Source organism: Thermodesulfobacteriota bacterium (genome assembly GCA_040758155.1).
Taxonomy (GTDB): domain Bacteria; phylum Desulfobacterota; class Deferrimicrobia; order Deferrimicrobiales; family Deferrimicrobiaceae; genus UBA2219.
On sequence record JBFLWB010000006.1, the window covers coordinates 1 to 21503 of the forward strand.

Annotated in this window: 21 protein-coding genes and 1 tRNA gene; all 22 read left to right on the forward strand. The window is 67.3% G+C overall.

Going from position 1 to position 21503, the window contains the following annotated elements; all coding sequences use genetic code 11:
- The first annotated feature begins 119 nt into the window (after positions 1-119).
- The 22 genes from AB1346_00370 (at position 120) to AB1346_00475 (ending at position 21289) form a co-directional block, all read left to right on the forward strand.
- The gene (locus AB1346_00370; protein MEW6718887.1) at positions 120-431 is read left to right on the forward strand and encodes a hypothetical protein; all 312 of its coding nucleotides are present in this window, start codon (positions 120-122) and stop codon (positions 429-431) included.
- The gene (gene aroQ / locus AB1346_00375) at positions 428-898 is read left to right on the forward strand and encodes a type II 3-dehydroquinate dehydratase (GenBank protein ID MEW6718888.1); all 471 of its coding nucleotides are present in this window, start codon (positions 428-430) and stop codon (positions 896-898) included. Before AB1346_00370 ends, aroQ begins: the two co-directional genes overlap by 4 nt.
- Positions 885-1961 carry a Xaa-Pro peptidase family protein gene (locus AB1346_00380; protein MEW6718889.1) on the forward strand — a complete coding sequence of 359 codons (1077 nt, stop codon included), beginning with the start codon at positions 885-887 and terminating at the stop codon, positions 1959-1961. The genes aroQ and AB1346_00380 overlap by 14 nt, the downstream gene beginning before the upstream one ends.
- Before the next feature lie 16 nt (positions 1962-1977).
- Entirely contained in the window at positions 1978-2535 is a 558-nt protein-coding gene (efp, locus tag AB1346_00385; GenBank protein ID MEW6718890.1) for an elongation factor P, read from the forward strand.
- 10 nt (positions 2536-2545) lie between these two features.
- On the forward strand, positions 2546-3004 hold the full coding sequence (accB, locus tag AB1346_00390) for an acetyl-CoA carboxylase biotin carboxyl carrier protein (protein MEW6718891.1): 459 nt from the start codon (positions 2546-2548) through the stop codon (positions 3002-3004).
- A 9-nt stretch (positions 3005-3013) separates the two neighbouring features.
- Positions 3014-4351, forward strand: a complete 1338-nt coding sequence (gene accC, locus AB1346_00395; GenBank protein MEW6718892.1) for an acetyl-CoA carboxylase biotin carboxylase subunit — start codon at positions 3014-3016, stop codon at positions 4349-4351.
- 10 nt (positions 4352-4361) lie between these two features.
- On the forward strand, positions 4362-5699 hold the full coding sequence (locus AB1346_00400; protein MEW6718893.1) for a tetratricopeptide repeat protein: 1338 nt from the start codon (positions 4362-4364) through the stop codon (positions 5697-5699).
- Positions 5700-5756: 57 nt separating this feature from the next.
- A tRNA-Gly gene (locus tag AB1346_00405) sits at positions 5757-5831 on the forward strand.
- 121 nt (positions 5832-5952) lie between these two features.
- Positions 5953-10257 carry a translocation/assembly module TamB domain-containing protein gene (locus AB1346_00410; protein MEW6718894.1) on the forward strand — a complete coding sequence of 1435 codons (4305 nt, stop codon included), beginning with the start codon at positions 5953-5955 and terminating at the stop codon, positions 10255-10257.
- The gene (bamA, locus tag AB1346_00415) at positions 10244-12991 is read left to right on the forward strand and encodes an outer membrane protein assembly factor BamA (protein ID MEW6718895.1); all 2748 of its coding nucleotides are present in this window, start codon (positions 10244-10246) and stop codon (positions 12989-12991) included. Before AB1346_00410 ends, bamA begins: the two co-directional genes overlap by 14 nt.
- Before the next feature lie 58 nt (positions 12992-13049).
- The gene (locus AB1346_00420; protein MEW6718896.1) at positions 13050-14408 is read left to right on the forward strand and encodes a sensor domain-containing diguanylate cyclase; all 1359 of its coding nucleotides are present in this window, start codon (positions 13050-13052) and stop codon (positions 14406-14408) included.
- Positions 14409-14421: 13 nt separating this feature from the next.
- Complete coding sequence (locus tag AB1346_00425) at positions 14422-15120, forward strand: HAMP domain-containing sensor histidine kinase (GenBank protein MEW6718897.1); 699 nt, start codon at positions 14422-14424, stop codon at positions 15118-15120.
- 739 nt (positions 15121-15859) lie between these two features.
- Positions 15860-16075, forward strand: coding sequence for a helix-turn-helix transcriptional regulator (locus tag AB1346_00430; GenBank protein MEW6718898.1), 216 nt, complete (start codon positions 15860-15862; stop codon positions 16073-16075).
- Positions 16075-16299 (forward strand): helix-turn-helix domain-containing protein, encoded by a 225-nt coding sequence (locus AB1346_00435; protein MEW6718899.1) that lies wholly within the window; start codon positions 16075-16077, stop codon positions 16297-16299. The genes AB1346_00430 and AB1346_00435 overlap by 1 nt, the downstream gene beginning before the upstream one ends.
- Entirely contained in the window at positions 16296-16547 is a 252-nt protein-coding gene (locus AB1346_00440; GenBank protein MEW6718900.1) for a hypothetical protein, read from the forward strand. Before AB1346_00435 ends, AB1346_00440 begins: the two co-directional genes overlap by 4 nt.
- Entirely contained in the window at positions 16544-18700 is a 2157-nt protein-coding gene (locus AB1346_00445; protein MEW6718901.1) for a phage/plasmid primase, P4 family, read from the forward strand. The genes AB1346_00440 and AB1346_00445 overlap by 4 nt, the downstream gene beginning before the upstream one ends.
- Positions 18701-18872: 172 nt before the next feature.
- On the forward strand, positions 18873-19061 hold the full coding sequence (locus tag AB1346_00450) for a hypothetical protein (GenBank protein ID MEW6718902.1): 189 nt from the start codon (positions 18873-18875) through the stop codon (positions 19059-19061).
- 112 nt (positions 19062-19173) lie between these two features.
- Positions 19174-19656, forward strand: coding sequence for a terminase small subunit (locus AB1346_00455; GenBank protein MEW6718903.1), 483 nt, complete (start codon positions 19174-19176; stop codon positions 19654-19656).
- Entirely contained in the window at positions 19653-19862 is a 210-nt protein-coding gene (locus tag AB1346_00460) for a hypothetical protein (protein ID MEW6718904.1), read from the forward strand. The genes AB1346_00455 and AB1346_00460 overlap by 4 nt, the downstream gene beginning before the upstream one ends.
- Positions 19859-20845 carry a phage major capsid protein gene (locus tag AB1346_00465; GenBank protein MEW6718905.1) on the forward strand — a complete coding sequence of 329 codons (987 nt, stop codon included), beginning with the start codon at positions 19859-19861 and terminating at the stop codon, positions 20843-20845. Before AB1346_00460 ends, AB1346_00465 begins: the two co-directional genes overlap by 4 nt.
- Positions 20845-21075: a hypothetical protein gene (locus AB1346_00470; GenBank protein MEW6718906.1), complete on the forward strand. Its 231-nt coding sequence runs from the start codon at positions 20845-20847 to the stop codon at positions 21073-21075. Before AB1346_00465 ends, AB1346_00470 begins: the two co-directional genes overlap by 1 nt.
- 7 nt (positions 21076-21082) lie before the next feature.
- A complete protein-coding gene (locus tag AB1346_00475) occupies positions 21083-21289 on the forward strand; it encodes a cold shock domain-containing protein (protein ID MEW6718907.1) in 207 nt (68 codons plus the stop codon).
- The last annotated feature ends 214 nt before the right edge of the window (positions 21290-21503 follow it).

Consider the following 21503-nt stretch of genomic DNA (forward strand, 5'->3'; position numbering starts at 1 on the left):
GCACGGGGGGGAACAGCCGGCGGAATCCGAGCTCTCGGCGTTCCTCGAAATGACCGCGAAGGAGTTCGGCTATGACATTTCGAGACATCATTGAAGAGATTCACAGGAAAGACCCGGCGGTGACATCCGGGGCGGTCGTGGGGTCGGACGGGCTTACGGTGGAGGAGTGGCACGCCCCGGGGGATTCGCAGGACCTGTCCGCCCTGTGCGCCGAGGCCGTGCAGTTCTTCCGGGAGTCCGAGCGGATCGCCGGGGAGAACGCGCTGGGCGAGGGGCGGGAGGCCGCCATCGCGGGCGACCGCGGCCATGTCTTCATCCGGAAGGTTACCGGCGACTACCTGCTGGTGGCCGTGACCACCGGCTCGGTCATACCCGGACGGTGCCGATTCCTCCTGCGCCAGGCCGCACGGCGGACCCGGGAGATGCTGTGAAGGGGCGCGCCCTCCGCATCCTCTTCGTCGACGGCCCCAACCTGAACGTCCTGGGCATGCGGGAGCCGTCGGTCTACGGAAGCCGGACGCTGTCCGATATCCGCAAAGCCGTGTCGCTCGCCGCGCGGAAGGAGGGCGCCGCGGTCTCCTTCTTCCAGTCGAACCATGAAGGGGAGATCGTCGAGCGGCTCCAGGCGGCGCGGGAGGATGCCGACGGTGTCGTGATCAATCCCGCGGGGTACACCCACACCAGCGTCGCGATCCGGGACGCGCTGGTCTACTGCGGCCTGCCCGCCATCGAGCTTCACCTCTCCAATCCCTCGAAACGGGAGGGGTTCCGGAAGGTCTCCCTCGTCGAGGACGTCGTCGCTGGACGGATCTGCGGGATCGGCGGCTACGGCTACGTCCTCGCGCTCCATGCGCTCCTGCACATATTGCGGGAGGGGGCGGCGCGTGCCCGCGGGTGAGACCCGGCTCGACCTCCTCCACGCATCGATGAGGAGGAGACGCCTCGACGCCTACCTCAGCGTCCGCCTCTCGAACGTCCGGTACCTGACCGGCTTCACCGGCAGCGACGCGGCCCTGCTGGTCCTCCCGTCGGGGGCGTTCCTGCTGACCGACGGCAGGTACGATGTCCAGGCGCGCGAGGAGGTGCGGGGGGCGGAGGTCGTCGTCGTGTCCGCCGGCAAGTTCGCGGAGGCCGCACGGAGGATCCGCTCCGCGCGGGCCCGCCGGATCGGGTACGAAGCGGCCTTCCTGACGATGGAGGTTTTCCGCGGGATCGCCCGCGGGCGGACGGACCGCTGGATCTCCGGGAAGGACCTCGTCGAGCCGCTCCGCATGAGGAAGGAGCCCGACGAGATCCTCGCGATGGAGGCGGCTGCCGCGACCGCCGCGGCGTCGCTGCTCTCGGTGCTGTCCGGCGGCGTCGCGGGGAAGCCTGAGCGCGACGTGGCGGCAGACCTGGAGCGGGAGATGAAGCGGCGCGGCGCCGAGGCCGTTTCCTTCCCGCCGATCGTCGCCGACGGGCCGCGCTCGGCCATGCCGCACGCGTCGCCGTCGGGGAACCCGATCGGGGGAAACGGGCCGCTGATCCTCGATTTCGGCGCGAGAAGGAACGGGTACTGTTCCGACGAGACGGTGACGATCCTGCCGGAACGGCCGCGCCGGCCGCTGAGGAAGGTGTTCGACGCGGTCCGCCGCGCGCAGGAGGCCGGGCTGTCGGCGCTGCGCCCCGGGATCCAGTGCCGGAAGGTGGACGAACGCGTGCGGGAATCGCTGGACCGGTCGGGATATTTGAAGTATTTTGTTCATTCGACCGGACACGGGGTCGGGATCGACATCCACGAGCGGCCGGCCCTCTCGCCGAGGTCGAAAGACCGGATCGAGGAGGGGATGGTGGTCACCGTCGAGCCCGGCCTGTACCTTCCCGGCATCGGGGGCGTCCGGCTCGAAGATACGGCGAAGGTCACCGGCACGGGCGTCGAGCGGATCACGTTCCTGCCCAAGACGGCCGCGCCAATGATCTGAGGGGGCACGAAGAAGGATGTATACGACGTCCGATTTCCGGAACGGGTTGAAGATCGAGTTCGAAGGCGGTCCGTACGTGATCGTCTATTTCCAGCACGTAAAGCCCGGGAAAGGCGGGGCCTTCGTCCGGACGAAGCTGAAGAACCTCAAGACCGGCGCGGTCCTGGAGCACACCTTCCGCAGCGGCGACAAGGTCGAGAAGCCCGACCTCGAAGAGCGCGACATGCAGTTCATGTACAGGATGGAGAACCAGTATCACTTCATGGACAACCGGTCCTACGAGCAGATCTACCTCGACCAGGACCACGTGGAGGAGGCCGGGAACTACCTGATCGAGAACCTTCCCGTGAAGATCCTCTTCTACAAGGGGGAGCCCATCGGCATCGACATCCCGACCTTCATCGACCTGAAGATCGTGGAGACCGAGCCCGGCGTCCGCGGAGACACGGTGAGCGGCGCGACGAAGCCCGCCAGGCTAGAATCCGGGGCTACGGTGCTCGTGCCGCTGTTCCTCAACGAGGGAGATGTCATCAAGGTGGACACGCGAACCGGCACCTATATCGAGCGGGTTTGAGGGGAGTCTCATGAACCTTAAGGAAATCCGGGAGATCCTGGATCTGCTGAAGGGATCCGACGTGACCGAGTTCGAGCTCGGGCGGGGGGAGACGACGCTGAAGGTCCGGCGCGGATCGCCTCCCGTCCTTTATGCCCCGGCGCCCGCGCAGGCCCCCGCCTCGGCCGCCGCGCGGCCCGCGGAAGCTTCGGAGGCGAAGGCTTTCGAGGCGGCCCCCGCGAAGCCCGCCCACAAGGAGATCGTCTCACCGATCGTGGGGACCTTCTACCGCGCGCCGGCTCCCGACGCGTCCCCGTTCGTCGAAGTCGGGACCCGCGTGGTCAAGGGACAGGTCCTGTGCATCATTGAGGCGATGAAGATCATGAACCAGATCGAGTCCGACACCACGGGGACGATCGCCGCGATCCTCGTGGAGAACGCCCAGCCGGTGGCGTACGGCCAGCCGCTGTTCCACGTCCTTCCGGAGTAAGGGGACGGCATGATCCACAAGGTGCTGATCGCCAACCGGGGGGAGATCGCCGTCCGGATCCTCCGGACGTGCCGCGAGATGGGCATCAAGACGGTCGCGATCCATTCCACGGCCGACCGGTCCGCCCTCCACGTGAAGATGGCCGACCAGTCCGTCTGCATCGGGCCGCCGCCCAGCGCGGAGAGCTACCTGAACATCCCCGCGATCCTGTCCGCCGTCGAGATCACCGACGCCGACGCCGTGCACCCCGGCTACGGATTCCTGGCGGAGAACGCGGGATTCGCGGAGATCTGCCAGAACTACGGCGTCCGGTTCATCGGGCCCTCCGCGGAAGCCATTCGGTTGATGGGGGACAAGATCGCCGCCCGCAGGGCGGTGCAGAAGGCGAAGGTCCCCGTCGTGCCGGGGAGCGAACAGGCGATCACGGAAGAGGACGAGGGTCTGCGGATCGCCAAGGAGCTCGGATTCCCCGTGATCGTCAAGGCGGCCGCCGGCGGGGGCGGGCGCGGAATGAAGATCGTCCACAGCCCGGCCTCCTTCATCAACGCCTTCCTGACGGCGCAGTCGGAGGCGCTGTCGGCGTTCGGCGTCCCGGACGTCTACATCGAGAAGTATTTCGACAACGCGCGACACGTCGAGGTCCAGGTGATGGGGGACCGCCACGGCAACGTCATCCACTTGGGCGACCGCGACTGCTCCCTGCAGCGCAGGCACCAGAAGCTGGTCGAGGAGGCGCCCGCCCCGGGGCTTCCCGCGAGGACCCGGAAGGCGCTGTGGAAGGCGGCCGTGGACGCGGCGATGGGCGTGAAGTACGACAACGTCGGCACGGTCGAGTTCCTGTACGTCCCCGACGGGGAATTCTACTTCCTCGAGATGAACACCCGGATCCAGGTGGAGCACCCCGTCACGGAGATGATCACGGGGATCGACATCGTCCGCGAGCAGGTCCGGATCGCGGACGGCAAGAAGCTCCGCTTCTCGCAGCAGGACATCGTCCAGCGGGGGCACGCCATCGAGGTCCGCATCAACGCCGAGGATCCCGAGACGTTCCTCCCGTTCCCCGGTCCGATCCACTCGTGCTCCTTCCCCGGCGGGTTCGGTGTCCGGGTCGACACCGCGATCTACGCGGGGTACACCGTTCCCCCGACGTACGATTCCCTTCTCGGGAAGCTGATCGTGCACGGCGAAGACCGGAACGAGGCCATCATGCGGATGCGGCGCGCCCTCGACGAGGTCCGGATCGAGGGGGTCCGGACCACGGTGGACTTCCACAAGAAGATCCTGGTGAATTCCGATTTCGTCGAAGCCAGGCTCTCTACGAACTTCCTCGAGAAGCAGCGGCCGTGACGCGGAGGGCATGGGGGGCAGGGTGAGCATCTTCGATTCCATAAAGAAAGCGTTCTCTTCCCAGGACAAGGAAGACCGGGCCTCGCTGTCCCGGAAGGTCCAGACGTCGCCCAACGATCCCCAGGCCCGGCAGAAGCTCGGCATCTTCCTGATGCGGACCGGGGAGGTGGTGGAAGGGCTCGACCAGCTCGCCCGCGCGGCGGTCCTCTACGAGAAGGACGGATTCGCCGGCAAGGCGATCGCGGTCCTGCGCCAGATGCTCAAGCACGACCCGAGGAACAACGACTTCCAGAAGTGGCTCATCCGGCTGCTCGCGGCCGAGGGGCTCTCCGCGGACGCCCAGACCGAGCTGCGGAAGATCGCCGGGGAGGCCGGCCGGTTCACGACCGACGAGCAGCGCCTCGATTTCTTCCGACAGATGGCGGAATACATCCGGGGGAACCCGCTTCCTCATTTCTACATCTCCGACGTGTACCGCGGCCAAAGGAAGCTGCTGGAAGCTCTGGCCGAGCTGGGGAAGGCCGTCCCGGGCACGGTGAGCACCGGGATGTACGCGGAGTTCACGGAGCGCCTCCGCGCCATCGCGGCGCAGGCGGACAGGGACCTCGCGATCCTGGAGCCGTGCGGGTTCCTGTGGATCTCCGTGGGGATGCCGGACGAGGGGATGCCGATCTTGGCGCGCGTCATCCAGCACGAGGAGGAGCTCGGGCACAAGGAGCGCGTATCGGAGATGCGCGAGGTCACCCGGGCGATCCGGGAGGGATGGAGCCCGGCGGAGACCGGCGCTTTCTCCTTCGCGGAGATCCATCGGAAGCGCGCCGAGGCCGCCGCCGTCCCGCAGGAAGCGCCCCCTCCCGCTCCATCCGCCGCGCCGGCGGAGGAGAAGGCGGAGGAGAAGGCGGAGGAGGAAGGCACGGAGGACGAGGAACTCGTCCGCGATGCGCTGGGCCGGCTGCAGGCCAAGGTGCACGAGGAGATCGGCGATTCCGACCTGGAGACCCGTTACAATCTCGGGATCGCGTACAAGGAGATGGGACTGCACGAGGAGGCGCAGAAGGAGTTCCGGCTGGCGATGCGAAGGCCCGATCTCCTGGTGGGAGCGGCCTCGTTGCTCGCCGATACCCTGATGGAGACGGGGAACGGCGAAGGGGCGGTCGCCGCCATCGAGGAAGCGATATCGGGAGAGACGGTCTCTCCCGAGCAAAGGCGCGATCTGCGGTATCACCAGGGACTGCTGCTGTCCCGGCAGGGGCGGGAGCAGGAGGCGGGGAGGATCTTCCTTTCCATCGCGGAAGAGTTTCCGGGATACCGCGACGTGGACGCCCGGGCGAAGCGGTACCGCTCCTGATCCGTCGCATGACGTTGCAATCCCGGTTTCGATTGTGGTAAAGGTTACAAAAGGCGCGCGGGCGTAATTCAGGGGTAGAATGTCAGCTTCCCAAGCTGAACGTCGCCGGTTCGAATCCGGTCGCCCGCTCCAATCGACGATTCCGCCGCGGACGCGGCATCCCGGTTCGAACAGCGAAGGCGTCGGCCCCGATGGGCCGGCGTCTTTTGCTTTCGGGGCTATCCCTCGATAATTACTCCATTATAATTACCCCATGTCGAAGCGATGGATCCTGGGGCTCGTCGCGGCTCTCCTCCTTCTTTTCCTGGCATGGGCCGGGTGGCGGCTGTCGATCTGGATCCCCGGAAAACTGCGCGGGGTCGAGGAGGAGATCGTCTCGGCCGCCGCCGGGTACGGGCTGGGCATCCGCCACGGGGGCTTGAGGTTCCACCTCCTCCATCTGTACCTTTCCATGGACGACCTCGAGATCCGGGACGAGGCCGCAGACCGGTTCTTGGCCCGGGCGGGCGACGTGGAGGTCTCGCTGTCGCCGCTTCGTCTCCTGCGAGGGGAGCTGCCGGTGTCCCGGATCCGGATCCGCAACTACCGGATCGAAGCGGGCGAGCGGAACCGCGCGCTTTACGAACGGCTTCGCGAATCCGCGAAAAAGGAAGGGGATGCCGGGATGCTCCCCGAAATTCTCCTCGTCGACGGCACGGTGAGGGTGGGCCCCCTCGGGCCGGTCCGGCGCCTGGATGCGGTCGTCCGGGAGCTGAGGGTTCGGGAAAGGAGGTTTCTCGGAACCCGGGTCGATGCCTCCGTTGCGAACATTTCCGGGGAGATCGCGGTTCCGGGCGACGGGATCGCGGCGTGGCCGTATCCGTCGATGGAGGCGGAGATCGTCCGGAAGGGAAGCGTCCTGAAGATCCGCAAGGCCCGGGCCTGGGGCGGCGCGTCCGAGGTCCGGCTCTCCGGCTTCCTCGAAACGGACAAACGCCTCGCGGAAGGAAAGCTGTCCGGAGAGGTCGATCTCGCGAAGTGGATCGCCGGCGGCTTTCCGGGAGCGGGATTCGCCCGGCTCGCGGTCCGAAGCGGGAAGGTGGAGTTCTCCGCCGCCGCTTCCGGGCCCTGGGACGACCCGGAAGGCGGGGCGAAGATCGTCCTGCGGAAGGGGAACTTCCAGGGGACCTCCGTCGAGGAAGGCGAGGCGTCGTTGTCGCTCCGGGGCCGCGTCGCGCGGATTGACCGCGCCCATGCGAAATTGCTGGGCGGCGACGCGGACGCCGCGGGCTCCTGGCGCATCGATACGGCGGCCGTGGATTGGAGGGGGTCGCTGCGCCGCTTCTCCCTCGCCGCCGTCCCCTGGAAAGAGCTCGGGATCCCCCTGCGGTTCTCCGGTACGGCCGATCTCTCCCTGTCCGTATCCGGAACGCCGGATCGGCTGCGGGGGGAGGCGTCGCTGACCCTCCCCGAGGGCGTGGAGCGCCTCCCGGAGCGGGACGGCGAAGGATTCCGGTTCCGCGCGCCGCTTTCGGCGGAGATCGCCGCGACATGGATCGACGGAAAGACGGTACGTGCGGAATCGTTTCTCCTGAAGGCCGGGCGGGCGGAGGTCCGGGGAGAGGGGGATTTCCGGACGGAGGGGAGGGAGCTCCGTCTCCGCGGGACCGCGCAGGCAGCCGCCGGGAAGGCGGGCGATTACGGGATCGCGTATCCCGTATCGTGGGACGGAATCGCGGGGGAATGGGAGATCGCAGGTCCCGCAAGCCGCCTCCGCACTTCCGCTTCCCTTCGGGTTCCCGCGCTGAAAGGCTGGTCGCTGCCTCCGGTTCCGCTTGCCGCGAAGCTCGACGGCGTCCCGTCGGAGGCGCTCCACTTCGTCGCCGACGTCCCGTCGGACTCCTTCAAGATCACCGCCGTCGGGACGGCGGAGTCGCTGTCGGAACCGGCCAAGGCGCGGGCCGACATCGCCGTCACCGCCCGGGAGGTCGAGCTCGCGGACGCGGGAATGTGGGTCTCCGCGATCCTGGCGTCCCTCGGGGAGGAGCCGGGAACGGTCCGGGAATATCTCGACGGTGCGAAGGGATCGGCGGACGCCGACGGCAGGATCGAGCTCGCGCCGGGCCGGCTGGATCTCTCCGGAAGGATCCGTTCGAAGAAGGCGGTGGTCCGCGGCATCCCGCTGGCTTCCGTGCGCGCGGAGGGGGAATACGGCAGGACAGGCGAGGGGGACCGCTGGGCGGCTCGAGGCGAGGGGAAAGTCGGGGACGGCCTCGTCCGCGCCGGCGCGAACGGCGCCGCCGGGGAGGCGACGGCGGCGTCCGCCGAGATCGCCGGTCTGCGGATCTCCCAGGCGCTGTCCTTCCTTCCCCGACGCGGCATCGGCGGAGTGGACGGGATCGTGGACGCCCGGATCGAGGCGCGCGGAGGCCCGGGAGGCTGGGAGTTCCCGATCGTCGCGGCGGAATCGCGGGAGATCTCTATCGGCGACGCAAGGATCTCCGGAGTCCGGGCGGAAGGGACGCTGGGCGCGGACAACGGCGCGTTCGTCATCGAGACCGCCTCCCCCCGTGGAAAGCTTTCCGGCAACGTGCGGAGCGGAGGGGAGTGGCCCGCGAAATTCGCGCTCTCGGTTGCATCCCTCCCGACGTCCTTCCTGATGGCCGCGGCAGGGCGGCCTTCGATTTCTGCCGAAGGGACGTGGTCGGCGGAGGGTCAAGGGACCGTGCTCCTGAGGGATCTCGCGGCGGGCAGGCCGGTCTCCCCGGAGATGTTCCCGTCGCTGCGCGCGTCGCTGCGCGCGGAGGGCCCCGCCGCGGGGTCGGTACGCTTCCGTGAGATCCGGGCATCCGGCATCCGCGACGGGGAGGTCCTCTCGGGAGAGCTGATCACCGCCGGACCCGACACCCGTCTCGAATGGATGCTGGCGCTGCGGGAGCCGTTCGGGTTCCGGCTGGAGGGCCCCTTTACCATCGGCGATTCGACGGCCGCCGCCTCACGGGACGAGAAGCGCCGTTTCTCCGTCCGCGGGCAGGCCCGGGTCGAGGGGGCGCTCCGCGCGCTCGACCGGACGAGGGGATCGATCCGGGTCGACTCGCTCACGTATCGGGAAGGAGGGTGGGAGCTGGCGGGAAAGGATCTGGAGGCATCGATGGACCCCGAGGGGGTGAGATGGGAGGGCGGAACGCTGGTCGCCGCCGGCTCCCCCGTACGGATTTCCGGAAAGGCTTCCTGGAGCGGCGACATCGACGCCCGGATCGACGGCAAGCTCCCCGCGGGAGTGGTGCGCCTCGCCGTCCCTGGCGTATTCGACCGGCTCGACGGGGTCATGACCCTGGAGGTCCGGGTCACCGGGAATCTTACAGATCCGGTGATCGTGGGGGCGGGGCGGCTGGAGAAGGGGGTCCTTTCCTTCCGCGGATACGCGCAGCAGTTCGAGGAGCTGAAGGCCGACGCGGTCCTCAGCCGGGAGAAGATCGTTTTCGAGCACTTCGAGGGGAGAAGCGGCGGCGGCTACATCGACGGCTGGGGCGAGGTTCCCCTCAACGTGGATGCCGGCCAGCGGCTGTTCTTCTCGGTGGACTTCTTCGACATGGCGTATCCCTACCCGCAGGAGCTGCGTCCCGTTCTGCAGGGGCACGTAGAGCTGATCGGCCCGGTGATGGATTTCCTGGTGACGGGAGACGTAGAGGTGCAGTCCGCGCGGTACACCAAGAACATCTATCCCGAGCGGGCGCTGCTAGACTTCCGCCGGAGGATGTCGGACGTCTCCGCCCGCAGGGAAAAATCCGAATTCCGCGTGCGGCTCGACATCGACGCCATCGCCGACCGGACGATCCGGATCCGGAACAACGTGGCGGACATCAGCGCCAGCGGGGAGTTCAAGGTGCAGGGCGACGCCGAGAACGTGATCATCCTCGGCTCCTTCGACGCATACGAGGGGTCCGCGGAATTCTACGGGAACCGCTACGAGATCAAGCGGCTCACCGTGGATTTCCAGGACCCGCGCCGGCTCAATCCCCGCCTGGACGCCCGGGCCGAAACCCGGAAGGGCAACTACACCATCGCCGTGCTCGTCACCGGCACCCTTGAAAAGCCCGAGGTTGATTTCACCTCCGATCCGCCGCTGGGACGGACCGACATCGTGAGCCTCCTGTCGTTCGGCGTCACGACGCAGGCGCTCCTCTCCCCGACGGCCAGGCCCTCCAGCAGCATCGGGCCCGCGGGAGGGGCGGCCATCGCCATCGGCAGCATCGGGGGGGTGGACGAGAAGATCAGCGGCGCGGTGGGGCTCGACAAGTTCACCATCGAGACGGGCTTCTCGCAGACCACGCAGAGCTTCGAACCGCGGCTCGTGATGAAGAAATCGTTCGAGGATCGGGCGTCCGTCTCCTTCACCCAGAGCGTGGGCACTTCCTCGGAGGCTTCCGCTACCGGAGAGCTCCGCCTCCACGAGCACGTTTACCTGGAGGGCGGGTGGCAGAGCCCTTCCGCCTCGACCTCCGGCCAGATCAGCGGCGACCTGAAGCTGAAGTACCGGTTCCAGTCCCTGAAAGGGCTGTTGAATGGCCGGAATTAGGGCAAGCCGGATCGTTCTCCTGGGGATCGCGGCATGGCTCTCGCTGGCCGGCGCCGCGCGCTCCGGGGAGCCGGTCGTTTCCTCCGTCTCCTTCCAGGCGGCGTCCCCTTACCAGTTGTCGTACGGCGAGCTCTCCGCGCTGGTCACGCTGAAGGCGGGGGACCCCCTCTCCCCGGAGGTAGTCCGGGAATCCATCCGCCGCCTCGGCGCAAAGTCGGTCTTCCGGGAAGTGACGGCGTACGTACGGGAGCTGGACGGGAAGGCGGACGTGGTCTTCTACCTGCGCCCGGTCCCCGTCATCGTCGCGATCGACGTCGAGGGGGAGAAGGCGTTGTCCGCCGCGCAGATCGTTGCGGAATCCCGCATCCGCCGCGGCACGCCGCTGCCGGAAGGCGACCTGGCGGGCGCGCGCGGCGCGGTGGAATCGTTCCTCGCCCGGAAGGGATTCCTGGACGGAAAGGTTTCCGTCGAGGCGACCTGCAACGTTTCGAACGGCTCCGGCGCGGTCCGGATCGTCGTGAAGGAGGGGAAGCCCGCGACGGTGAAGGCGCTGGAAGTATCCGGCGCATCCGCGCTCCCGCGGGAGCGGATCGCGGAGATCCTCGGCGTGGTGATCGGCGGACCGTTCGATTTCCGGAGCTGGGAAGGCGGGCTCCCCCTGCTCATCTCGGAATACAAGCGGGCGGGGTATCTGACCGTGCGCGTCGAGCCTTCCGCGCCTCCGTGCGGCGAGGGAGGAGGATTGTGCCCCCGGGTCGTCGTGGCCGAAGGAAAGCGTTACGACGTCCGCTGGGATGGGGTCCGGCGGATCCGCCCGGACAAGCTTGCAAAGGCGATCGGCCTCTACGATGGAGAAGAGACGACCGAGGGGGTCCTGCTCTACGAGCTGAAGGACAGGATCCTCTCGCACTACCGGAGCGAAGGGTACCTGGAGGCGGAAGCCGACGTCTCCCTCGGGGAGGAGAGCGAGGGGTCGGTACCGCTGGTCGTGACGGTCCGGGAAGGGATGCGGGGGCACATCGAGGAAATACGGTTCGAGGGGAACCACGCGATTTCGGAGAAGACCCTCCGGAAGCAGATGCTCACCAGGAAGCGGGGACCGTTCCACTGGATCACCGGCTCGGGGAAATACGACGCCGAGGAGTGGGAAAGGGACCTGAAGGCGGTCATCGGGTATTACCAGACGCAGGGCTTCATCCGGATGAAGATCGCGGGCGTGGACAACCAGTGGGACGCGAGCGGGGGGATCGTCAAGACCGTCCTCGTCGACGAAGGTCCGAGGTACCGGCTCGAGAAGATCGAGTTCCGGGGGAACGACCACTTCCTCAAGGAAGAGTTCCTCGCCCGGATGAGGAACGGCGAGGGGCGGTTCGTCGATTACATCGGCCTCGACCGGGACCAGGAGGCCATCGCCTCGATGTACCTGAACGCGGGCTTCCTGGATGCGGTCGTCGAGGGGGAGCTCGATATCGAGGGGGGGCCCGACAACGCGGTCGCCCGGTTCCGGATCAAGGAGGGGGTGCGGTACCGCCTCGGCACCGTCGTCGTCCAGGGGAACGTCCTGACTCGCGCCCGCGCGGTCCTGCGCGAGAACCCCATCGCGCCGGGCGATTTCGCCGGCGAGGAGGGGCTGCTGAAGTTCCAGCAGTCGGTATACGCGACGGGATTGTACAGGAGCGTCCGGCTCCAGCGCATCAAGCGTCCCGCGGAAGGGGTGGTCGACCTCATCGTCGAGGTGGACGAAACGCTGTTCCTCGACGTCGAGTTCGGGGCGGGGTACGGGACCGAGACCGGCATCCGCGGATCGGTCTACGCGAAGGAAAGGAACCTCGACGGGCTCGGGAGGAGCCTCTCCGGCCGGGCGATGGTCGGGCAGAGGGAGCAGAACTACCAGGTGGAGCTCCGCGAGCCGTACGTCCTGGGCGACCGCTGGAAATGGGAGGGAGTGCTGTCCGCTTCCCACCTCTTCCAGGAACGGCCGAGCTTCTCGCTGCGGAAGGAGGCGCTGATCGCGGGGCTCCAGCGGGAGATCATGGAAAGGTCCACCTTGTCCCTGCAGTACGAGTTTTCGGTCAACCAGACCGTCGATGTCGAGCCGGGAGCGGTGATCTCGGAGGAGGACCAGGGAAGGGCGAACCTGGCCAGCGTCCGGGCGCTCCTCGTCGTGGATTTCCGGGACGACCCGTTCAACCCGAGGAAGGGGACGTTTCTTTCCGGCGGCGTCGAGCTGGGGAGCGAGGCCATCGGGTCGCAGGTCAACTTCTGGTCCGTGACGGGACAGGCGGGCTACTACCTGCCGTTCGTGCGCCGGAACTCGATCGCCCTCTCCGCCCGGGCGGGCGTCATCCAGCCGTACGGGACGACGACGGAGGTGCCGATCCAGAGACGGTTCTTCGCGGGAGGGCGGACGACGGTCCGCGGGTTCGACCAGGATTCCCTCGGGCCGCGCGGCGCGGACGGGGCCCCCACCGGGGGCAACTACCAGCTGATCCTGAACGGGGAATTGCGGTTCCCTCTGCAGTACGGCTTTCTGGCAGCGACCTTCGTGGATGCGGGAAGCGTCTGGCGCTCGAGGGATCCTGTGAGCGGGTTCGACCTCCGTGAAAGCGCGGGGCTGAGCCTCCGGTACATCACGCCGGTGGGGCCGATCAGTCTCGACTACGGGTGGAAGCTGGACCGCCGTCCCGGGGAATCGCCCTCGGAGCTGAGCTTCACCATCGGGATGGTTTTTTAGCCCTCCGGGGGGAAATTTCCGGGGCCGCGCGGCCGGGAATCGTGGTAACTTTCCCCTCATGCCGGGATGGCGCGTAACCTTCACACTTTTCTGGATCGGGCTGTTCGCTCTCACCCTTCTGGCCGCCGTGCTGGCGGGCGGGAGCGGGGGAACGCGCGCCGCGTTCTTCGCAGGCGCCGCGGCCGGCGAGGCGGTGCTCGCGGCCGGGAGCTACCTGCTTCTCGAATGGTTCGTCGTGAGGCCCGTGGAAAACCTCCGCAGGGACGTGGCGGCGGGCGACGGAGATTCCCTCCGGCAGGCGGATGGGCCGCTCACCCCGTTGGCGGAGGCGATCACCTCCCGCCTGAACCGCTCGGTCGCAACGTTGCGCGAGGCGATCCGCGCCCGCGAGGAGACGCAGGCAAGCCTCGAATCCAGCGTTCAGTACCTCCGGACGATCGCGGAGGTCTCCACCGTCATCGCGGGCACCCTGGACCCGGAAGAGCTGTACCGGATCATCCCCGAGCGCGTCATGCGCCGGCTGGACCTGAACGATTTCTGCATCATGGTCTACAGCGAGGAAACGAAGAAACTGGTTCCCAAGGCGTCGGCCGGGGAGGATGCGAGGGACGCCGCCTCTCCTTCGATCTCCCCGGGGGAGGGGATCGCGGGAAAGGTGTTCCTCACGGGGGAGGCGGCATGGGTTCCGGACGTGCGGAATTCGCCGGAGGCCCAGTATTTCGGCGGGCTGCGCCGCGGCGTACGGTCGCTGCTCTGCGTCCCGCTGCAGACCAAGGGGAAGAGCATCGGCGTGCTGATGCTGCATCACGCGGACCCCAACGCCTTCAAGCCGGAGCTCCTCCCGACGATGCGGGTGCTGGCGTCGTACCTCGCGATCGCCATGGAGAACGCCGAGCTGTTCGGTTTCGTCAAGTCGCTGGCCGAGAAGGATTCCCTTACGCTTCTCTACAACCACGGGGCGTTCCATGAAAAGCTCGCCATCGAGCTGGAGCGCGCGAGCCGGTACGGCAGGCCGATGGCCGTCATCATGATGGACCTCGACGGCTTCAAGGAGATCAACGACACGCACGGGCACATCCTCGGAGACCGGGTGCTCGTCCAGGTGGCGGGGGCCCTCGGGGCGCACCTCCGGAAAACCGACATCGCCGCCCGGTACGGGGGAGACGAGTTCGCCGTGATCCTCCCGGAAACCGACCTGTCTTCCGCCGCGGTCATCGCGGGCCGCATCGCCGAAGGGATCTCCGCCATCCGCCTGGAGACGGAGCAGGGGAGCGCGCTCTCCTTCACCGGCAGCATCGGGTACGCCGCCTGCGGTCCGGATTCCGCCGACCGGGACCAGATTCTCGATATTGCCGACCGGCTGATGTACGATTCGAAGCGCCGGGGACGCGGTGGCGTCCTCGGGATGCAGATCTGAAAGGGCATCGTCGATGGACAGGAAGCTCGTCGAGACGTACCGGCTCTCGCTCTTCGGCAGGATGGCGATGGGAGTGGCCCACGAGGTGGACAACCACCTGAGCGTGGTCATCGGATTCGCCGAGATCATCCAGATCACCTCCTCCAACGAGAAGAAGGTCGTGGAAAGCGCCGGGAAGATATTGACGGCCGGGGAGAAGATCGCCACGCTGGTCAAGCGGTTCTCCCAGTACGTACGGCCGCATCCCGTGGAAGAAGACGTCTTCAACCCGGCGGACGTGATCCCCGAACTCCTCCTGTTCAGCCGGTACGATCTCGGCCGCAGCGGGTGCGTCATCGCGCCGCCGGCGTCCTACCCCGCGGGCCACCTCCGGTGCGACCGGCGCGACCTGGGACTCGCGCTCCTGGCGCTTCTGTTCAACGCGGCAGAGGCGATGGAAGGGAAGGGAGGGGATCTGTCGATCGGAGTGGCCCGGGACGACGCGTCCTGGGTGATCTCCATCGCGGACCGCGGTCCGGGGATCCCGGCGGGGCTCGAGGAGAAGGTGTTCGAGGAAGGGTTCACCACCCGTCCCGAGCCGTTCCGGACGGGGATGGGGCTTCCCGTCGCGAGGAGCATCATCGGCGATGCCGGGGGGACACTCCAACTCGGGAACCTGCCGGACGGCGGCTGCGTTGCGACGATCCGGCTGCCGGCGGAACCGAGGAATTAGGAGTGGTCGTTCCGGGAGAAGCGGGGCCGGAAATGAAAGCGGGTGGGACCCGGTATGGAAGTTATTTACGGGTTTTTTGGAGGAACCCGCTTCGCATACCCGCTTGGGTCTCACCCTTACTGTTCGATTCCCGTTACGCGCTCCGGTTTCCGATTTCGGCGCATTTTTAAGTTCCGAGTGCCGAAGAGGGGAGTTGACCGCCTGAGCCTCCGCCCAGCCAGGGCTCCGGCCTGGGCGGCAGGGTTCGGGCCTGACGCGCTCCCGTGCGTCGCGCTTTTCCTCCTTATTCAGTCGGCGGCCCTCACCCGTTCAACTCCCCCCGGACGGCACCACTCGAAATGAAAGCGGGAGCCATCTTTCGATGACTCCCGCTCGTGTTCTCGTGGTGCCGAAGAGGGGAGTTGAACCCCTACGCCCATTGAAGGGCACTAGACCCTGAAGTCTTTTCGAAGGATTTTCCATAAATAGCGTAGAAATAAAAAGTATCTAAAAAATAAAGTATAAGTGCCGATACTCACTTTATTTATTTTGGCTGTATTCCACCCACTTTGCGCGGTTGCTGGTGACAAAACGGTTACAGGGGGAACGGCGAAGGCGCGTAGTTTGTAAACAAAAATAGTCCGTGAAAATTTATTAAAAAAGTTATTTACATCATAAAAGAAATTTCGTAAGATACTCCCGTAACACAATCATCGAGACCCGAGACCGCTGGGAAAATTCGTTTGGCCCGGGGGTTTCGATGATGAAACGTACCAACGGTCTTACCTCCCTCAAAAGGCTTCGGTTCTTGGCCAATCTCCGGGCGATCGACGTGGCCCGAGAGTTGGGCCTCTCCCCGTCGGCATACTCCCTGGTAGAGAGTGGGCACATGCCCATCTCGGACGAGAACGCGGCCAAACTCGCTAAGATCCTCCGGGTACCGGTGGCGGAACTCTTCGGGGAAGGTGGCCGGTGATGCCCGCCGCCGACCTGCCGCGCCTCCTGACGATCACCGAGGTCGCCAAGGCCCTCCGGTGTTCACCCCCGACCGTCTACGCCCTCGTCCGGTCGAACCAGCTCCCTGCCGTCACCTTCTCCACGGATACCCCTGGCAGAAAGACCGAACGCGGCGTCTTCCGAGTTACCGAGGAGGCCCTCGTCGACTTTGTGCGGAATCACACGCAGGGGGTGACCCGATGACGACGAAGAACGCGGAACAGGCGGTCGTCGAGGCCATCAAGGTCTTCCCCGGAAGACCCGAGGAGCGCCGGGTCCTCGTGACCGTCTCCTACTGCGGCCGCCGCGCGACCGTGCCGATGAGGTGGCGCGAGGTGCTCGACCAGAGGAAGTTCCCCCGGCGCACCTTCGACGTGGCCGAGTTCTTCGTCAAGCGCCCCTCGTTCGAGGAACTGAGGTGCCTCCTGGACGCCGGGAGGTGTGGACGATGACGACGGCCGCGGCGGACTTCTTCAATTCGCTGTACGGGTGCTGCGAGCACAACGTCAACCTCCGCGCCATCGACCCGCAACGGAAGCGGCCCGCCCGGGAGGCGTTCGTGCGCGGCTCGGGCGACATCTTCGACTTCGCGGAGAAGCACGCCTCCGACCACGTCTACTTCGGCGTCGCGACACGCAACGGGACCGGTACCAAGGACGGCATCCGCGAGATCGTCGCGGTCCACGTGGACGTGGACTTCAAGGACACGCCCCGCGAGAAGGCTTCCGCGCTCCTTGACGCCTTCCCGCTCCCGCCGACGTTCGTCGTCGAGACCGGCGGTGGGTGGCACCTCTACTGGCTGCTGACCGCCCCCGAGGGCCGGGGCGCGATCCCCCGCGTCGAGGCCATCAACCGGTGGCTGGCCCAGGTGCTGGGCGGCGACCTCAACGCGTGCGACGCCTCCCGGATCCTGCGGGTGCCTGGCACGCGCAACCACAAGTACGACTCGGCACCGGTCGTCACGATCAGCGAGGCGCACCCGGAGCGGCGCTACGCCCTGGGGGACTTCGACATCCTTGCCGGAGATGCGCCTCCCCCTGGCCCCGCCTCGGAGGGGATCCCCGAAGGGATGCGGAACACCACGTTGACGAAGCGGGCCGGTGCGATGCGACGGGTGGGGATGTCCGGAACGGTCATCGAGGCTGCCTTGCTCAAGGACAACGCGGCACACTGCCAGCCACCTCTCCCCGAGGCAGAGGTCCGGGGCATCGCGAAGAGCGTTGCGCGATACGAACCGGCGAAGGCCGTGAGCTTTCCGCTCTCGGACGCGGGGAACGCCGAGCTGTTCGCGGCGACGTACGGCGAGGACCTCCGGCACGACCACTGGCGCGGACGGGACCTGATCTTCGCTGGACACCATTGGCGAGAAGATCCCGACGATGCGTGGACGCGCCTCGCCATCGAGTCGGCGCGGCGGCGCTTCACGGCGATGGCGGAGGCAGACATCACGACGAAGGCGCGAGAGACCGTCGCGCGATGGGCGCTGCGGTCAGAGGACCGCAACCGCGTCGCCGCCACCCTGGCCCTCGCCCGGGCGCTGCCGCCTATCGCCGACCAGGGGGATGGGTGGGACGCTGAGCCGTGGCTGCTCGGCGTCCCGGGCGGCGTCGTGGACCTGAGGACCGGGGAACCCCGCGGCGGCCGTCGCGAGGACAAGATCACGAAGCGGGCGGCGTGCGACCTGATCCCCGGGGCGACGTGCCCGCGGTGGCATCGGTTCCTCGACGAGATCTTCGAGGGCAACGCCGAGCTGATCGACTTCGTGTGGCGGCTGATCGGCTACGTGCTCACCGGCCTCACCACCGAGCAGATCGTGGTGCTGCTCCACGGGTCGGGGGCCAACGGCAAGAGCGTGTTCTTGAACGTGCTGCGGCACGTCCTCGGGGAGTATGGGCACAACGCGCCCTTCTCGACGTTCGAGCACCAGCACCGCGCGGGTGTGCCCACGGACGTTGCCGACCTGGAGGGGAAACGGCTGATCACCAGCGCCGAGACCGGCGAGACCACCCGGCTGAACGAGCCGCGGCTCAAGGCCCTCTCTGGCGGCGACCCGGTCACTGCCCGCCGCCTCTTCAAGGACTTCTACACGTTCTCGCCCACGGGGAAGATCTTCCTCTGCGTGAACCACCTCCCGAAGGTCAAGGACGACTCGCACGGCTTCTGGCGCAGGATGCGGATCATCCCCTTCCTGCGGCAGTTCTCCCCCGAGGAGGCGGACCGCCACCTGGAGGGAAAGCTGATCGCGGAGGCCCCCGGGATCCTCGCGTGGGCCGTCGCCGGGTGCCTTGAGTGGCAGCGGCGCGGCTTGGAACCCCCCGCCTGCGTCCTCGCGGCCACGGACGCCTACCGGGAGGAGTCCGACCCGGTGAGTGAGTTCCTCGCTACCGGCTGTCTCACCGGCCCCGAGTTTCGGGTTCAAGCCGGGGTTCTCTACGACGCCTACGTCTCGTGGGCCGAGGGTGCCCGATTACCTCGGTGGGACATCCTGTCCGCCACGGCGTTCGGCCGCAGGATGTCGGAGCGATTCACCAAGGAGAGGGGGCGCGGACCCGCCTGGTACCTCGGGGTTGGGCTCCCGGCGACGGAAACGGAGGTGCCGTTTTGACCGTTCGCGGCGGGTTGCGGGGGGTTTGCGGCCGATTTGCCTTAATACGCTTTCTTCGTCCTTCGCGGGGGAACCTTGTACGAAACCCCCCGAAACCCCCCGCAACCCGCCGCATGGCCCCTTGGGCAGGAAAGGAAGGTCCCCGGTGATCTGCCCCGGTTGTGGCCAACACATGGCGGAGGGCGCCCTGGTCGGCGTCTGGTGGGACGCTGCGGGCCAGTTCCGGGGGACGTACGTCCTTTGCCACGACTGCGCGACCGTCACCTTGCACGGTACCCAAGAACAACGGAACGCCGTGGCGGAGCGGGTCGAGTTCGAACTGGCGTCCGCCGGGGCGGAGTTATCGCGGGAGGTCCACTGATGGTTGCGGGTCCTATTAAGCTTGCCAGCGAGGGGGTATATTCGGACCGCATTTCTCGGTTAGGGACAGGGGGGAATGTTTACTTCATGCCTTCCATGGAAGGGGGTGACAGATGGGCGAGATCGTGAACGGGAAGCGCCTCGGCGCCATCTTCGGCGTCGAACCACGGACCATCTCCAACTGGCGCAAGGAGGGTTTGCCGGTCCACGAGGACCAGGGGCGCGGCAAGGACACCCTGTACGACACGGCCGTGACGCACCAGTGGCTCCTGGCCCGGGACGGCGCGGCGGGAACCAGGGACCCGGGGACGGTGGCGGCGCGGCGGCGGCTCCTGGAGATCGAGGCCGAACGGCGGGCGATCCACCTGGCCCGGGAGCAGGGGGAAGTGGTCCTTGCTGACGACGCGGAGAAGCTCTGGTCGGCCCAGGTGACGGCCTGCCGGTCGCGGCTCCTGGCGATTCCCACCAAGGCGACGCCGAGGGTCGTCGGCCTGGAGAACCACGCCGAGGTCAACGATGTCCTGCAAACCCTGATCTACGAGGCCCTCGACGAACTGGCCGGGGGAAATCTCGACGTAGAGGAGGTCCAACCATGAGGATCGCGAGAGGCGTGATCTACAACGAGACCGATCTGGTCCGCTCCCTCGGGGGGAAGCGACCCATCAGCGGCGCGGCCTTGTTCGACCAGCTGCTCGACGCGGCCAAGGCGGGGCGGAGGGCGGCGTTCCTGGCGAGTCTCACCCGGTACGAGTTCGACGTGCTGTGCGAAGCACTAACTACCCCGAAGGGAGAAAGAGTATGAGCGCGAAACTCATGGCAAGGCCCTACCAGGAGGCGAAGCAGAGGCGGTCCCACCTGGAACTGGCACGGGGGATGGACAAGTACGAGATCCCGCAGTGGCCCGAACTGGACACCCTCGGCGAACGCGGATGCGACATCAGTCGGGTCTGCTTCGACGGGCTGCGGGCCCTCGGGACCGTGGACGACACCGGGGGCGGCTACCTCGTGGACTCGAAACCCATGACGGCCATTGAGTACCTCGGCCACCTACTCGCGGCGCGGAAGGCCGGGGCGGTCGTCGTCAACGCCACGGCGGCGGACTTCTCCCCGACCCCCGTGGAGAAGACCCCGCCGGTGCCCTACTGGGTCGATGAGTTGAACATCCCCGGCGACCAGACCCCCTCGACCTGGGGGATCATCAACCCCCGCATGCGGTCGATGATCTGCTGGGCCGACCTGACCCTGCAGCTGCGGGTCGCCACCGGCGGCGCGGCCGAGGGCATCGCCACGCGGTCCTTCCTCAAGGCGCTGGCCCGGGGCGCGGACCAGGCCACCTTCCACGGCTCCGGCGTGGACGGTCAGCCCACGGGGATCGTCAACACCCCCGGAGTCACCGTGACCGACGGGGGTACCTTCTCCCTGGCGAAGGCGGCGGCGATGCTCAAGACGGTCGAGGCGGGGAACGGTACGGCCATCTCGTGGGTGATGGATCCCGCGACGGCGGAACTGCTGCGCCAGAGACCGAAGGCGGCCAACGGCGAGCGGATGATCTTCGAGGGCGGGAAGATCCTCGACTGCCCGGCGCTCGTCTCCACCGGCGTCGCGGCGGGTACCCTCTTCTGCGGCGACTTCTCCAACGTGGTGCTCCTGCTGCGCTCGATCGACCTGAACGTCGACCGGAGCGCCAAGTCAATGTCCGGCGGCGTCCGGCTGGTCTACTACCTCAACGGCGACGTGCTGGTCACGCAGCCCCAGGCGTTCTCCGTCGCGCAGGGGGTGAACTGATGGGCTGGCTTGACGATCAAGTCCCACGTGCTCCGAAGAGGGAGCCGGTGCCCTTCACCACCGTCGAGGTGGAGTGCACCACGGCGCCGGGGACGAACAGCTACAGGGCCGACGGGAGGAAGCAGGCCCCCGGCGACAAGGCGCGGCTGGACTACGCGGTCGCGCACCACCTCCAGCGGCAGGGGAAGGCGCGGATCCTCCCCGGCACGGAAAAGACGACGAGGAGGTAGCGCGACCGTGGAAGGCGTCATCAAGTGGTTCGACAACGCGAAGGGGTACGGCTTCATCTCCGTGGAAGGTTGGCCGAACGTCTTCTTGCACGTCCACGAGATCCAGACGGATCGATCCCGCCCCCTGGCGGAGGGGGAGCGCGTCCAGTTCGACGTGATGCAGACCCGGCGCGGCCTCAAGGCGGTCAACGTGGACCGCGTGGGCCGCGCGTGAGCGGGTCTCCCTTTACCTCGGGGCCGACCCCCGAGGCGGGGCGGGCCCGAAAGCCTGCCCCATCCTCACCCCAGGGTCTCCTCCCCGGGCGCGGTCGCGCCGCCCGGAAGAACGGGTCTCCGCGTCCTGGGGCGTCGCGCCGCGGCGCGGCGAAAGAACACGCGGTGGACCTAAGCGCGAAGGAGGGGCGGCGCAGGCCGGCCGCCCCTCGCCT